We start from the raw sequence: 14,217 nt of genomic DNA on the forward strand, positions 1-14,217 counted from the left end.
ACCGTAGGCATCGCGGCCACGGAACCTCAATGGCCGCGACCGGCACGACCCCGGCCATCTGCGATGACTGTTTTCGCGGCGGTGAAACTTTCAACGGCCAGGAGTAGCCTGCCCCCGGCGCTCCCATGTATACGGTGACGGAGCCGACGTCTTGACAGGAGATCACGATGACCCACCAGGCAGAGCAATTGGTCAAGGAACTACGGGCCGAGCTCGGCCAGCTGACCGCGCTGGTCCGGGGTTTCGGCGCCGACGACCTGGCTCGCCCGTCCGGAGCCGCGGAGTGGGACGTGTCGCAGGTGCTGAGCCACCTGGGCAGCAGCGCCGAGATCAACCTGGCCGCGCTGGACGGCGCGGCGAACGACACCGGCCCGCTCGCCATGGAGTTCATCCGCGGGGTCTGGGCCCGTTGGGACGGCATGTCGGCCGCCGAGCGCGCGGAGGCGTTCGTCACCGCGAACGAGGACGTGGTGCGGCGCTTCGAGGAGCTGACCGCCGACGACGATCTCCGCGTCGAATTGTGGTTCCCCAGCGCTCCGGCCAGCGTGGAGACGCTGGCGGGCATGCGGCTCGCCGAGTTCGCCCACCACACCTGGGACGTCAAGGTGGCCTTCGACCCGGCGGCGACCCTCGCGCCGGGGGCCGCCGACCTCCTGGTGGACCGGGTGGGCGGCATGCTGGGCTTCCTCGGCAAGCCCGAAGGGCTCGGGGGCCGCCAGGCGGTCATCGCCGTGCGCACCACCGCTCCGGAGCGGTCGTTCGGGCTGGAGGTGGGCTCGTCGGTGACGCTCACCGACGCACCGGCCCAGCCTGACGCCGTACTCACCGCCCCTGCCGAGTGGTGGCTGCGCCTGGTCTACGGCCGTCACGCCGCCGAGCACACGCCGCCCGCGGTGCGCCTGGTCGCCGACGACCTCACCCTGGACGACCTTCGCCGCCTCTTCCCCGGCTTCTGAGGGGCGGAAACCGGCGTGAGATTACCGCGGTTGCGGGTGTCCTGGCTTTGGCTGAAGGAGTTCTGGTGGCCGCTCTGGCTGGCCGACCGCGTGAAGTTACTCGCCGAACTGATCCGGATGGCGAGTTTCGCCGCCCTGGTGGCGCTGTTGGCCGTCACGTTCCGCCTTACTTGGGTGGCGTGGTTCGTGGCCGCCGGCGCCGGGCTGGCAACAGTGTTCATGGTGGAGGGCCGCTGGCAGCGGTGGACCCGTCACAAGACGTTCCGGTTCTCTCCGGAGGGTCACCCTCAGGTGGCGGCGATGATCGCCGACGCGGCACGAGTGGCAGGCATCGATGCCATGCCACGGGTGCGCCTGACGTCCACGTACGGCATCGCCGCAGTCAAGGCGTGGAACGGCAAGCCGCTGGTCCAAGTAGGACTGCCCATGCTCATCGGGATGAGCGAGCAAGACATGCACGCCGTCCTGGTGCGGGAGCTGCTGGCCGTCCGGCGGTGGCGGCGGCTTGAGCACTGGGCCATGTTCCTGCTCCTGCATCGCGAGGCAACCTGGTTGGAGGAGGCGTGCCGGCCGCTGCGCCACTCGCTCTGGGCCGAGGCCCGCTCCCTCGTCGGCGCCGATCGACTGAAGACGGCCTCACGGGCCGAGCTCTTCGTCCGGTACGCCTTCTCCTGGCACCTGACCCGGTACGTGATCCCCTTCGCGCATCTCGGTGGCGCTCGTGATCTGTATGAGAGCTTCCGATGGAAGATCCAGCACGACGGGTTGCTGCGCCGCCTCCTGTCCTATGTGACGAGCCAGGATCTCCCGGAATTGTTCGGCGATGAGCCCTGGGACGCCACCGAGCTGGCCGGCGGGATGGGGGTTCAGGTGGGCGACAAGCTCGAACGGCGGCTCGCGCAGCAGGTCAGCAGGCGGTTGACGGATGAGCCCGCGCGGAAGTCGTACCGGCTGGATGAGATCGCGGACGGTGAATGGAGCGCCGTCATGGAGGCCGAGCGCGAGGCCGTCATCGCGGCGGCCACTCAGTTTCACGGCAAGCCGGCCACCGCCCTCGACGTCGTCACCCTCGCGGTCACCGGGCGGGCGGGGGAGCTTGACTGGCCGCACTTGCACGGGTTCTGCCCGCATCCCGGCCTCGGCGTGTGCGTGCTCGTGCCGCTGTTCTACGTGGCGCTGCGGCGCAGAGGGTACGTGTACGAGCAGGTGTTCGCCCAGCGCTTGCTGGTCGGGCCGCTCGGCGATCGGGTCGACGTGGTGGAGCTGGCCGTGGCGGCCGCGCGCGGCGAGCCGTACGGCGTGCTCCTGGGGCTGCCGATGACGGGGAGGGACCCGGACGAGGACGCCATCAGGCTGGCCGCCGAGTCCCTTGCCCAGGACGACGCGACGGGGTGGTTCGAGCGGCTGTATGCCGCTTCGGCCATCGGTGAGGCGATCGTGCCCTGGGACTCGCGGTCCCCGCACCTCCTGCTGACCGGATGGGGCACACCCGGCACCGGGCGGGCGCTGGTCGTCGGGGCCGGGCTGGGTGACGACGCCGAGTACGTGGCGGGACTCGGCTACGAGACCGTCGCGTTCGACATCAGCCACTCGGCCGTACGTCTGGCGCAGGAGCGCTTCCCCGGCAGTCAGGTGCACTACGTGACCGCTGACCTGCTGGACCCGCCGGCGGAGTGGCAGCAGGCGTTCGACCTGGTAATCGAGACCATGACCGTGCAAGTGCTGCCCGAGCCGCTGCACGAGAAGGCCATCGGGCGGATCGCGGACTTCGTGGCGCCCGGAGGCACACTGCTGGTGATCGCGTCGGGACGGGCGGAGGGCGAGCCGGTGCTCGCGCCGCCGCCGTGGCCGCTGACGCCGGCCGAGATCGCGGGGTTCGCGACCGGCGGGCTGGAGGTCGGTGAGATCGAGAACCTGCGCACCGGAGAGCGGCGTCGGTGGCGGGCGACGTTCCGCCGTCCCATTTTGGCCTGAACCACACGCGGCGCCGGAGCCGGGTTCCCTCGCAAGCTAGGCGTTCTGCTCAAGCCAGGCGACGATGCTGCCCACGAAACCCTCGACATTCACCAGCGGACGGCCGTCAAGGACCCCCACCAGATGCCCGACGCCGAACACGGCGTCGTAGACGCGGGCGCGCCGGTAGGTCTCGGGATCCACGGCCTTCCTGAGGATGTCCCAGCCGTGCCAGGCCATCAGGGCGGCGTCGACGGCCGGGTCGAACAGATGGGCCTGGTCCCAGTCGAGGACGCCGATCAGCGCGCCGTCCCGGCTCCAGTGCACGTTGCCGCCGCCCAGGTCGCCGTGGACCAGCGCATCCGGCACGGCTTCCAAGGCACTCGCCGCTTCCAGCCGCCCGCGGACTTCGTCCCGCCATCGGTCCGGCAGGTACGGCACCACCCCCTCGGCCAGGACCTCGGCCCAGCCCTTCTCCCTGGGGGAGTTGAGCAGCCGCCTCAAGCGCGGCGTGACGGTGATCTCGCGTACTTCGCGCAGCAATTTCCCGATCTGGTCCGGGTCGCCCCCCTGACCCTCAGGCTGTGGCGCACCGTCGATCCAGGAGACGGCCACCGCCGTGTGCCGGCCGAGCCGCGTCACGGGGGTGAGCGGCTCCGGCACCGCGAAGGACAGCCCGGCGCCGGCGATCTCCCGCAGCACCGCCATGCGGCGCGGCATCTCCTGGGCCGACGACGGCCTTTTGCTCACTCGTACGGCCGCTATGCCCGGGATGAGCACGACGTGGTGGAGATTGCCCGCGGTGACCTGCGCGGAGTCGAGGGAGTGGCCGGGAAGGAGGGCGTCGGCGATCTCCAGCAGTTCGGCGGCGAGCGTGGGCGGCACCGGACTTCCCTCTTGGGGTGGGTTGCCGCTTTCTGGGGCATTGGTCACCCGCCCACGGTAGGGCCACTTCCGATCGGCGGGACCGGTCGGCCCAGCAGAAACGACCACCGGCCCAGGCTCCGCCGGCGACGGTCAGGCCGCGCCGAGGCCGGTGCAGTGGGTGATCGTCGCATCGTCCGCCGCCACCGCGTGGCGCGCCTCCGCCTGCCGGACACGATGGATGATCTCGGCGGGTCCGCTCGACGCCAGGATGGCCAGGACCGCCGGCCAATCGGCGAGCCGGAACCGGTCCACGATGCGGCTGGCTCCATTGCTGAGCAGGACGGCGCCGGTCAGCTTGGCGATCGGGCAGCTTCCGGTGATCGCCTCGTCCGCCGCCCGCGGGTCGTCCTTGGCCAGCCAGAAGCCACCCGGCTGGTTCCGGTGGGCGCGCAACTCTCGCAGGAGCCGGTGGTACTCGTCGCCACCCTTGGCGGCGGCCTCGATCGCGGGCTGGTAGGACTGGCTGATGATCACCTCCCGCGGGTCGGAGACGACGAGCGGCGCATCGGCTGCTCTGTCGAGCACGATGACCGAGTCGCCGAGCACCAGGTAGTCGATGAGGTGGTCCGACAGGCGCAGGATGGCCACGGTCGCCGACGGGCTGATGGGGTCGGCGACGTCGCAGGTGTCGCGGTGATCGTCGGTTGCCTGCTGGATGGCCTCGGCGAGCAGTTCCGGAAGGCTGCGGTCCCGTACGTGGGACAAGAGGCTGAGGAGGCCGCCTCCGAGGCGGCGGGCGTACCAGGCCACGCCGTGCCGGCAGATCGCTTCGCTGCCGGGGATGCCGGCGCCGTCAATCAGCACGGCCGCCGTCGGCACGGCACCGGTGAAATCCTCGTTGACGCGGCCGGCCCTTGCCGCGGCGCTGCTCGTCATCGTCACCCGCATGCTCCGCCGCCGCTCTCTCGCCGCTCAAGGCGTCGACCCTATAGGCGCCGATCCTTCTGACGCACACAGTGGACGCGGCGGCCGGAAGTCCCGGCAACCACCTCGCGTACCGCCCTGGCAGAAAGACAAACGGTGCAGTCGAATTAGGCTGGCGTTCGTGCCCGTCTTGTACGTCGTCACCAGTGCGGCTCCGTCCCACGCCGGACCTGTCGCAGATCTTGTGGTCAAGGCACAGGACGCTCATTGGCGGGTGTCAGTCGTCTCCACTCCCATGGGCGTACGGTTCCTCGACCAGTCCAGGCTTGAGGAACTGACCGGTGAGCCGGTGCGCAAGGATTTCCGGATGCCAGGGGAAGGCAAGGAGCTACCGAAGGCGGACGCCGTAATCGCCGCGCCGACGACGGTCAACACGATCAACAAATGGGCGGCCGGCATCACGGACAACTTCGCCCTCGACCTGCTGTGTGAGCTGACCGGCTACGGTGTCCCGATCGTGGCCGTGCCCATGGTCAAGCCCGCAGCGCCCTATGACAAGCGTATGCCTAGCTGGGACGATGTCCTTGGTGAGCTGCATCAGTTGATCGGCGGCACGTCCGCCTAGGGGTGGGGGCCGCGTGGACGCTCAGCACGAAATCGGCCGCCGCATCGCCAGGCAACGGCGACGGCGCGGCCTTTCACAACAACGTTCACCGGCGCGGCGTCTTCGATAGCGGCAAGTGACGTTCGGAGGCCGTACGTCGCTCTCCTGGACGGTCTACCCGAGCGGCCGGCCTGGGATGTCCAGCCAGATGCGCTGTTCTCCGGCACCGACGGTCATCCCGAAGCGGTCCGGGCCAGGCTGCCCCCACGACACCCACTGGAAGTAAGCGCCGGTGATCTCGCCCCACAGGTCGCGGTCGCCGAGCTGGTACGTCAGGTGCTCGCCGTCCGGCTGATGCACGGCGGCAGTCCAGCGGCCCCGGTCGCCGGGATCCGTCACGTAAAGCACGAACCGGTCGCCGTTGTCGACGCGCAGGCGCAGACCCGTGAGAGCCGACATGGCCAGGCCGGCACCCGCCGGCGCGTAGGCGATGGTGCGCGGGTCCACCTGGGTGTGGGCCCGGCGGCCGCTGCCGTCGTCGGCAACGAGAGAACTTCCCTCCTGCGCGCGCATCATCATGTACGACGCCGTGCCGGGAAACCGCCCCACCGCGGTGCCGCCCGGCATGACCACGAGCCGCACGGAGAGGTCGAAGTCGAAGCCGGTGAAGAACGGCGCGACGATCACCGCGCCGGGCCGGCACTGCTCCACCCACGCGTACGGCACCGTGTGGACGCCGCAGGTGACATGAACCCGGTCATACGGCGCTCCTTCGGGTGAGCCGAGGGCACCGTCGCCGACGACCAGGCGCGGCTGTGCGCCGGCGGCGGCCAGATTCTTCGCGGCCTGTTCGGCGACCGCCTCGTCCACCTCGATCGAGATCACGCTCCCGCCTTCGCCGACCAGGTGAGCCAGCAGCCCGGCGGTCCAGCCGGTGCCCGTGCCGATTTCCAGCACCCGGTGCTTCGGCTCAGGGTCGAGCCAGGTGAGCAGGTCGACCACGGTCCCTGGGGCGGAATTGGACGAGGTGCAGCGGCCGTTGATCTCGCGTAGGTCGGTAGCGCCACGGTCGAGCTGCGTCACGATGGCGGCCGGCCCGTAGACCGTCCGCCACCACGTTTGCGGATCGGCGTCCTGGTCGATCAGGCGGAACCCTTCATCGGTATCAGCCACCGCCACCGAGGGCACGAAGACGTGCCGGGGCGCGGCCCGGAGCGCGTCGGCAATGGTGGCGCTGACCGGACGGTCCACCCTGATCACGTCGATCAAGTGGTCGATGCGGGCGTCGAGCTCAGGGCTCACTTGCCCTTCTTCCCGTCCTCGTTCCCGTTGCCTCGCGTGCCGCGGCTGCCGTCACCATCAGTCGTGTTCTTCTCCTCAGGGGGTACGAAGGGCACCAATCGGGGCTCCTCTCCCTCGTGCTTGCCGCCCATTCCGCCCCCCCATCTCAGATGATCGCTTATCGTGACCGTAGAGCTACGATTCGCGAGCAAGCAAGGGGTGGAAAGCCTTACCTGCCCTCGCTCCGCAGGCAACCGCGGCGATTGAGGCGGGGGTGCGGACTCATGGGACCGGGCCGGAGCCATGGGGATCGAGCAGGATGATGATGGTCAGCAGAACGATCCAGGCGATGATCGTGGCAAGAACGAGCTTGCTCGGGGAGGGCCTGCGGTGGCAGAACCTGGGCGTCCTCACAACCATCCGCTCTTCCGCAGCAACCGGTGGACGATGATCACGGCGATGACCATGACGCTCAGACTTAAGGGATAGCCGAGCAGCCAGTGCAGTTCGGGCATGTGGTCGAAGTTCATGCCGTAGATTCCGGCGATCATGGTGGGGACGGCGATGAGGGCCGCCCATGACGAGATCTTGCGCATGTCGGCGTTCTGTTGCATGGCCACCGTGCTCTGCTCGCGACCCACCAGGGCCAAGTGGGCGCTCAAGGCGCTGGTGAGCAGTTCGTTGTGCTCGTCGACCTGGGCGTCCACGCGCAGCAGGTGGTCCAGGACGTCACGGAATTGATCACGGGTGCCGTCGCACAACGTCACCCGGCCTTTGACGATCTCCTCCAGGACCGGTACCAGCGGGTCCTGGGCGGCCCGGAACTCCAGGACCTCGCGCTTGAGGGAGTAGATGTCGGCGGTGACATCAGCGTGCTCGCCGCTGAACACACGGCGCTCAAGCGCGATGAGATCGTGTTCGACCTCGTGGGAGACCTGAGAGTAGGTGTCGACGACCTGGTCGCAGATCGCGTACAGCACCCCGGCCGGCCCGGCCGCCAGCAGGTCGGGATCGGATTCGACCCGCTGACGTACCCCGCTCAGCGGGTTGGCCTGGCCATGACGGACGGTGATGATGAAGTCGACGCCCAGGAACAGGTTGATCTCGCCGACCTCGATGTCGGAGGTCTCGTCGGCGTACAGCAGCGGCTTGAGCACCATGAACAGGGTGTCGTCGTAGCGTTCGAGCTTGGGCCGCTGGTGGGCGTGGATGGCGTCCTCCACCGCCAGCGGATGCAGCTTCACCTCGCTGGTGATCAGATCGAACTCCTCCTGCGTGGGCTCATGCAGGCCGATCCATAGGAAACAGTCGCCTGTGGCCCGGGCTGCGTTGAAGGCGTCGCTGATGTCGCCGCCGATGGTCTCACGCACGCCGTTGCAGTAGATCGCCTTGTTCACAATCACATCGGGCATTCTCGCGTATCCGAACAAGTCGCCCATCTGCGTACGGATGGCCGCGCTCGCAACAGTCAGGACCTGAGCTGCGCTCGCGGCGGCTGGTTGGTCGTGTCAGTGTGTCTTCGAAGTTCGCCAGGAAATGTCGCGGTGGGATGTCGAGAACCCGCCCGCGGCTCCGTCCCTGGAGTGAACGCGGCCACAATGGGCCGTACCGCACCAAGGAGAACATGATGGCCAAGTACCTGCTGCTCAAGCACTACCGAGGCGCGCCGGCAGCGGTCAATGACGTGCCGATGGACCAGTGGACGCCGGAGGAGGTCTCGGCCCATCTGCAGTACATGCAGGACTTCGCCGACCGGCTTGAGGGCACCGGCGAGTATGTCGACGGTCAGGCGCTCTCCCCGGAGGGCACGTTCGTCCGCTACGACGGCGAGGGGCGGCCGCCGGTCACCGACGGCCCGTTCGCGGAGACCAAGGACCTGATCGCCGGCTGGATGGTGATCGACGTCGAGACCTACGAGCGGGCGCTGGAGCTGGCCGGCGAGTTGTCCGCGGCTCCGGGTGCGGGCGGGAAGCCGATCCACGAGTGGCTTGAGGTGCGCCCGTTCCTGACCGCGTCCCACACCATCACGGAGTGACGCATGGTGGACGAGGCCCTGCTGCGGACCCTCACCCCCACCGTGATCAGCATCCTCGTCCGCCGCGGAGCCGACTTCGCGGCGGCCGAGGACGCCGTGCAGGACGCCCTGATCGAGGCCGTACGCGGGTGGTCCGACGACCCGCCGCGCGACCCGCAGGGCTGGCTGGTCACCGTGGCCTGGCGCAAGTTCCTCGACGCCGCCCGCGCCGACACCTCACGGCGGCACCGCGAGGTACGCGTCGAGGGCGAGCCCGTGCCCGGCCAGGCAGAGGCGGTGGACGACACGCTCCATCTGTACTTCCTGTGCGCCCACCCGTCCCTGACACCGGCGTCGGCCGTCGCGCTCACGCTGCGCGCGGTCGGCGGCCTGACCACGCGGCAGATCGCGCAGGCATACCTCGTGCCGGAAGCGACCATGGCCCAGCGGATCAGCCGGGCCAAGCGGACCGTCTCGGGTGTCCGGTTCGACCAGCCCGGTGACGTCGCCACGGTGCTGCGCGTGCTCTACCTGGTCTTCAACGAGGGCTACTCCGGCGACGTGGACCTGGCCGGTGAGGCGATCCGGCTCACGCGCCAGATAGCGGCCAAGACCGCCCATGAGGAGGCCGCGGGCCTGCTCGCACTCATGCTGCTCCACCACGCCCGGCGCCCGGCACGTACCGGCCCCGACGGCAGGCTCGTGCCTCTCGCCGAGCAGGACCGCGGCCTGTGGAACACCCGCCTGATCGCCGAGGGCGTCGACGTGCTCCAGGCGGCCCTCGCCCGCGACCGCCTGGGCGAGTTCCAGGCCCAGGCGGCCATCGCCGCGCTGCACGCCGACGCCCAGACGGCCGAGGAGACCGACTGGGTGCAGATCGTCGAGTGGTACGACGAACTGGTGCGCCTCACCGACAGCCCGGTGGCCCGTCTCAACCGGGCCGTCGCGGTCGGCGAGGCCGACGGCCCTCGGGCCGGCCTGGCCGCCCTGGCGGCACTCGACCCCGCCCTGCCCCGCCACACCGCCGTCGCGGCGTACCTGCGTGAACGCGACGGCGACCCGGTGACGGCAGCACGGCTCTACGCCGAAGCCGCCCGATCGGCGCCCAGCCTCCCCGAACGCGACCACCTCACGCGCCAGGCCGCCCGGCTCAACGCGCGGTTGCGCGGTTGAGCGGCGGGTATTCACCGCCTGCTGCTTCGATGGACCCGTCAACTGCTCTTGTGGATCGCCGCCGCTAGGCGTCGCCGGCAGGCCCTGCCGTCAGGGTGCGCAGCTCCTGGGCGGACTCCAGTTCGCGGCCGCTCTCCGGCAGGCCGTCGAGCAGCTGGCCGATGATGCGCGTCCGGATCGTGCTGACCGGCCACGCCTGAGCCGTCGTGACGGCTTGCTGAAGACCGTGGTCGACGTCGCGGTCCCGGGTTTGCGTGAGGGCGTGCACAAGCGACAGGTTCGCCATGTTGCCGTGGAAGGCGGGCGGGCACAGTGCCCGGGCGTGCTCGGCCGCCTCGAACGCCTGCCGCGTCTCGCCGATCAGCGCGTACGGGTAGGCGAGCGCCCACGACTGCGCCCACGTACGGAACGACCACAGGGGTGACGTCTCGTCACTGTCGACCGCGTCCGGAAGCCCGTCGAACGTCCTCCGCAAGTCGCCGAGCACCGCATGCGTTCTCTGCACGTCGCCCTGCGAGGCCAGGAGGAACGCCTTCACCATGTGCGCCTCGGCGAGGCTCCGGCTCGGCACGCCGCCGGCGATCTCGATGGCCTCGTTCGCCAGCCGGGCCACCACCGGCGCCGGCCGCCCCACCCAATACCCGTACTCGGCTTCCCAGCCTCGCACCCACACCCGCAGTTCGCGGTCACCGGTGGCGTCGGCGGCGCGGCGGGCCAGCCGCCAGGATCGCAGCGACGACCCGTGATCGCCGATGTCGGACAGCTCCATGCCCATGAGGACCGCGAGTTGTGCGCTGACTCTCAGCAGGCCGGAGCGGGCCGTGGCCGTGGACGTGCGCTTGAGGAGGGTGGAGACTTCGGCGAAGTCCGCGGCGATGGTTCGGAACACCGTGCCGGGCGGGTTGGTGTAGTAGGCGAAATCATGCTCCCAGGCGATCTCCGCCCAGTCGTCCACGCCGAGGCCGCTGCGCCCGGCAATAGTGCGTTCAACGCCGGAAAACAGAGAATCCCAAGTATCAGGCGATATAGCAGCACCCGCGCCGAGAGCGGCGAAGATCTGCATGACAGCACGCCGTTCCATATCGTCATCCTCGTCACGAGATGAGGGATCTGGACTAACAACATTACCCTTGCGGTAAGAGTCCAACTCGGTCATGGCGGCATGGAGCGCCGTAAGCCGACCATTGGCTCCGTACACCTCATCCAAGCGTGCGATCACGTCCGGTTGCATACGCGCGAGACCGCGTTCCCACTTGGACAGGTCGCCATGGTCGCACAGCGCCCGCGCCGCCGCGTCGCGTTGGTTGAGGTCGCAGATCTCATCGCGCCAGTACCGCAGATCAGCGCCCAGCAAGTGCCAGGGCGACGCTGCCGGATCGACGGCGTCAGGGCGGCGGGGCATCGCGATCTGTCTCCTCGTCGGTGGGGTTGGTGGAAAGTCGGGATCCACCAACCGGCCTCTTGGATGTCGTCCCCGGACTCTTTCACTATGACATTGCGCGGTCCGCGGATCCGCGAAACCGCTGGACGATGCTTGACCCCTGTTCAGGGAGGCCGCGAAGTGATTCCCGATATCGACCGTAATTCAACCGACACGAATGGGCTCACGGGGTGATAGCCGATATGGTACTGAATGATACGAACGCATATGCGCTAATACCGGCCGACCAAGAGCTGGGCAGAATTGTCGCTCAGGCGATGCTCGTGCGGGACTGGACGGAACGGCAACTATCGGTGCTTCGCAACACCTATCCCTTATGGTATGTCGAGCGCGTCAGAGATCTCACGGGAGGCGTGTGGTGGTGGACGGCGCGCCTATGCCATGACGTCACGCCCGAGATGTGCTCGGGCGGACTGACGCCCTATGTCAACGGCCAAGTGCGTGTCGCCGCTGGTGGCCATGTAGATGTCCCCACCTCTTCGTAGTTGACTACTTCTTGATCAGGCGTGCTGGTGTCCTGGTTCGTGCCTGTTTCATCCGGAAGGATTCGCCTTCGGTGACCACGACGATGCTGTGGTGCAGGAGTCGGTCCAGCAGGCTGACGGCGGTGGTGTGTTCGGGCAGGAAGCGTCCCCATTGGTCGAAGGGCCAGTGCGAGCCGATGCCGAGCGCGCGCCGCTCATATGCGGCGGCGACGAACCGAAACAGCAACTGGGCGCCGGTGTCGTCGAGCGGGGCGAATCCGACCTCGTCGATGATGACCAGGTCGGCGCGGAGCAGGTTCTCGATGACCCGGCCGACGGAGTTGTCGGCCAGCCCGCGATAGAGGGTTTCGACCAGTTCGGCGGCGGTGAAGTAGCGGACCTTGTGCCCGGCCTGGATGGCGGCGACGCCGAGCGCGATGAGGCTGTGGGACTTGCCGGTGCCGGCCGGGCCGACCGCGCAGTAGTTCTCCGCCGCCCGGATCCACTCCAGCGAGGCGAGGTAGTCGAACGTCGCCTTCGGGATGGAGGAGGCCGCGACGTCGAACTCCTCCACCGTTTTGAGCATCGGGAAGGCGGCGGCCTTCATCCGGGCGCGGGCGTTGGAAGCATCACGCGCCGCCAATTCGGCGTCGATGAGCGTGCGCAGGAACTCCTCAGGATTCCAGCGCTGCGTGCGGGCGGTGACCAGCAACTCGGGCGCCAGTCGGCGGATCGTGGACAGCTTCAGCCGGCGCAAGCCGCCATCCAGGTCGGCGGGCAGCGGGGCAGGTGCGGGCGCGGTCATGACACCTGTCCGATCTTGTCCATGGTGTATTCGGTCAGCGATCGGGTCGGGACCGGCGGCAGTTCCAGGACCAGCGCTTCGCCGGCGAGCGTCGGCTGTGGCGTTCCGGTGCCGGCGGCCAGGATCGAGCGCACGTCCTCGGCCCGCCAGCGGCGAAAGCTCACCGCCCGCTCCAGCGCCGCGATCAGCGCCTGCTCACCGTGCGCGGCCTGCAGGCCGGCCAGCTCGGTCAGGTCGCCGGCCAGTCGGGTGTTGCCGGAGGCGGCCGAGCCGGTCAGGAACGATTCGGCCGCAGGGCCGAGCGCCAGGAACGTCTTCTCCGCGCTGGTGCGGGGCCGGGCGGCGCGGCGGGGCGCGGGCCGGGGGCCGCCGTAGTGCTCATCGGCCACCGATGCCTCGCCGGGCGCGACCGCCAGGTGGTCGGCGACGATCTCGCCGGTGGCCAGGTCGCAGATGAGTAGCTTGCCGCTTTCCTCGCTCACCGCTACCCGGGTGCCGATCAGCCGGGTGGGCACCGAGTAGCGGGCCGAGCCGAATCGCACGCAGGAGAGCCGGTCGACCTTGCGGGTGACCGCAGGCTTGCCGATCGCCGGCCGCAGCGATGGCAGCGCGGTCAGCAGCCCGCGCTCGCCGGCCAGCCGTTCGGCCGGGATGGCGCAGATCTCCGAATGCGTCACCGTGTTGACCTCGGCGCACCACTGGCGGGCGGCCACGTTGGCGGCGATCAGGTCGTCGAACGGCGCCTGCGGCACGACCAGATCACGTTTGGCGTAGCCGACCAGGTTCTCCACGATGCCCTTCGATTCCGGGTCAGCCGCCTCGCACCAGTCGGGCCGGAACGCGTAGTGGGTGGCGAAGCGCACGTAGTCGCTGGTGGGGATGACCTTGTTGGCGACCACGCCGCCCTTCAGACAGCCCATCCGATCGGCCAGCACCATCTTGGGCACCCCACCGAGTTCCTCGAAGCATTCGGCCAGCAAGGCCAGCGTGGTGGCGGCCCGCTCGTTGTCGGCGAAGCGGACGAACCGCACCCTTGACCAGGCCAGCACCGCGCAGAACACATGAAGCCCGCCGCCCGCATCGCCCCAGTCGATGACCAGCATCTCGCCCGGCGTCCAGACCGCCGGCCGCCGCCCGCGATGATGACCGCGCCGCCACGTCTTCTTCGCCTCGGCGACCAGACGCCGGAAGTTACGCGCCGACCCGGCATACCCAGCGGCCTGGGCCAGCGGCAGCAGCCGTTTGGCGGAAATCTTCCCTGCCGTGCTTCTGACCTTCTCGGCCACCAGATCGGCGACCGCATCGAAGTTGTGCTCCCGTCGTCTGCGGCCCGGCGGCTTGTCCCCGGCCAGCGCCCGCTCGATGATGCGTCTGACGGTCTTGTGCGTGGTGCCGCACATCTCGGCGGCCCCGCGATAGGTGCCTACCTCGCGGTAGGCGGCGATGATGTCCATGACTTCCCCCGAAGACTTCATGGCCGGGCAGACCCCCTGAGCGGTGATCTCGTGACTGGCTGACACCGTCACGATCACCGCTCAGGGCACACCCCTCCTCACGACACGCGAACAGCACGAAGGAGAAATGGGGACCTAACCCGGCCATCAGTGGTGACCTCGAACTGGCCACCTGTGGGGACTTTTACGGCTCTGGCACAAAGATCGTGATGCCGTGACAGCGCGTGATCACGGTCGCGGTTCCGCAACTGACCGCGCATGAGGGCGGCCGCTTCGTAAAG

The 14,217-nt window shown here is 69.0% G+C and carries 12 protein-coding genes; 5 read left to right on the top strand and 7 right to left on the bottom strand.

Annotated features, from left to right (window positions below):
• Positions 1–167: 167 nt before the first annotated feature.
• Together ACWD0F_RS30020 and ACWD0F_RS30025 are read left to right on the top strand one after the other, a co-directional pair.
• A complete protein-coding gene (locus ACWD0F_RS30020) occupies positions 168–956 on the top strand; it encodes a maleylpyruvate isomerase family mycothiol-dependent enzyme (protein WP_449881133.1) in 789 nt (262 codons plus the stop codon).
• A gap of 36 nt (positions 957–992) precedes the next feature.
• Complete coding sequence (locus tag ACWD0F_RS30025; protein ID WP_449881135.1) at positions 993–2,930, top strand: class I SAM-dependent methyltransferase; 1,938 nt, start codon at positions 993–995, stop codon at positions 2,928–2,930.
• Between the two features lie 36 nt (positions 2,931–2,966).
• On the opposite strand, the gene ACWD0F_RS30030 is transcribed toward ACWD0F_RS30025, so the two are convergent.
• The gene (locus ACWD0F_RS30030) at positions 2,967–3,794 is read right to left on the bottom strand and encodes a phosphotransferase (RefSeq protein ID WP_449881137.1); all 828 of its coding nucleotides are present in this window, start codon (positions 3,792–3,794) and stop codon (positions 2,967–2,969) included.
• A 132-nt stretch (positions 3,795–3,926) separates the two neighbouring features.
• Positions 3,927–4,718, bottom strand: coding sequence for an integrase (locus tag ACWD0F_RS30035; RefSeq protein WP_449881139.1), 792 nt, complete (start codon positions 4,716–4,718; stop codon positions 3,927–3,929).
• A 4-nt stretch (positions 4,719–4,722) separates the two neighbouring features.
• On the opposite strand from ACWD0F_RS30035, the gene ACWD0F_RS30040 reads away from it, so the two are divergent.
• Positions 4,723–5,325: a flavoprotein gene (locus ACWD0F_RS30040; protein ID WP_449881141.1), complete on the top strand. Its 603-nt coding sequence runs from the start codon at positions 4,723–4,725 to the stop codon at positions 5,323–5,325.
• A gap of 153 nt (positions 5,326–5,478) precedes the next feature.
• Here ACWD0F_RS30040 and ACWD0F_RS30045 read toward each other — a convergent pair whose 3' ends face one another.
• Both ACWD0F_RS30045 and ACWD0F_RS30050 read right to left on the bottom strand, forming a co-directional pair.
• Positions 5,479–6,606 carry a methyltransferase domain-containing protein gene (locus tag ACWD0F_RS30045; protein ID WP_449881143.1) on the bottom strand — a complete coding sequence of 376 codons (1,128 nt, stop codon included), beginning with the start codon at positions 6,604–6,606 and terminating at the stop codon, positions 5,479–5,481.
• Positions 6,607–6,995: 389 nt separating this feature from the next.
• Entirely contained in the window at positions 6,996–7,988 is a 993-nt protein-coding gene (locus ACWD0F_RS30050) for a magnesium and cobalt transport protein CorA (RefSeq protein WP_449881145.1), read from the bottom strand.
• A 224-nt stretch (positions 7,989–8,212) separates the two neighbouring features.
• Here ACWD0F_RS30050 and ACWD0F_RS30055 point away from each other — a divergent pair, with 224 nt between their 5' ends.
• Positions 8,213–8,620 (top strand): YciI family protein, encoded by a 408-nt coding sequence (locus ACWD0F_RS30055; protein WP_449881163.1) that lies wholly within the window; start codon positions 8,213–8,215, stop codon positions 8,618–8,620.
• Positions 8,621–8,626: 6 nt separating this feature from the next.
• The gene (locus tag ACWD0F_RS30060; protein WP_449881165.1) at positions 8,627–9,772 is read left to right on the top strand and encodes an RNA polymerase sigma factor; all 1,146 of its coding nucleotides are present in this window, start codon (positions 8,627–8,629) and stop codon (positions 9,770–9,772) included.
• A 64-nt stretch (positions 9,773–9,836) separates the two neighbouring features.
• Here ACWD0F_RS30060 and ACWD0F_RS30065 read toward each other — a convergent pair whose 3' ends face one another.
• From ACWD0F_RS30065 to istA, 3 genes are all read right to left on the bottom strand, one after another.
• Positions 9,837–11,174 carry a helix-turn-helix domain-containing protein gene (locus ACWD0F_RS30065; protein ID WP_449881147.1) on the bottom strand — a complete coding sequence of 446 codons (1,338 nt, stop codon included), beginning with the start codon at positions 11,172–11,174 and terminating at the stop codon, positions 9,837–9,839.
• Positions 11,175–11,702: 528 nt separating this feature from the next.
• Positions 11,703–12,482, bottom strand: coding sequence for an IS21-like element helper ATPase IstB (gene istB, locus ACWD0F_RS30070; protein ID WP_449881149.1), 780 nt, complete (start codon positions 12,480–12,482; stop codon positions 11,703–11,705).
• On the bottom strand, positions 12,479–13,957 hold the full coding sequence (istA, locus tag ACWD0F_RS30075) for an IS21 family transposase (RefSeq protein ID WP_449881151.1): 1,479 nt from the start codon (positions 13,955–13,957) through the stop codon (positions 12,479–12,481). The genes istB and istA overlap by 4 nt, the downstream gene beginning before the upstream one ends.
• Positions 13,958–14,217 lie beyond the last annotated feature (260 nt).

It is taken from the genome of Nonomuraea sp. NPDC002799, from assembly GCF_053592075.1.

What these genes read in the sequence shown, in the direction of transcription:
- ACWD0F_RS30020 (WP_449881133.1), top strand. Translation starts at nt 168, where the DNA reads ATGACCCACCAGGCAGAGCAATTGGTCAAGGAACTACGGGCCGAGCTC.
- ACWD0F_RS30040 (WP_449881141.1), top strand. Translation starts at nt 4,723, where the DNA reads ATGCTCCGCCGCCGCTCTCTCGCCGCTCAAGGCGTCGACCCTATAGGC.
- ACWD0F_RS30055 (WP_449881163.1), top strand. Translation starts at nt 8,213, where the DNA reads ATGGCCAAGTACCTGCTGCTCAAGCACTACCGAGGCGCGCCGGCAGCG.
- ACWD0F_RS30065 (WP_449881147.1), bottom strand. Translation starts at nt 11,174, where the DNA reads ATGCCCCGCCGCCCTGACGCCGTCGATCCGGCAGCGTCGCCCTGGCAC.
- istB (WP_449881149.1), bottom strand. Translation starts at nt 12,482, where the DNA reads ATGACCGCGCCCGCACCTGCCCCGCTGCCCGCCGACCTGGATGGCGGC.
- istA (WP_449881151.1), bottom strand. Translation starts at nt 13,957, where the DNA reads ATGAAGTCTTCGGGGGAAGTCATGGACATCATCGCCGCCTACCGCGAG.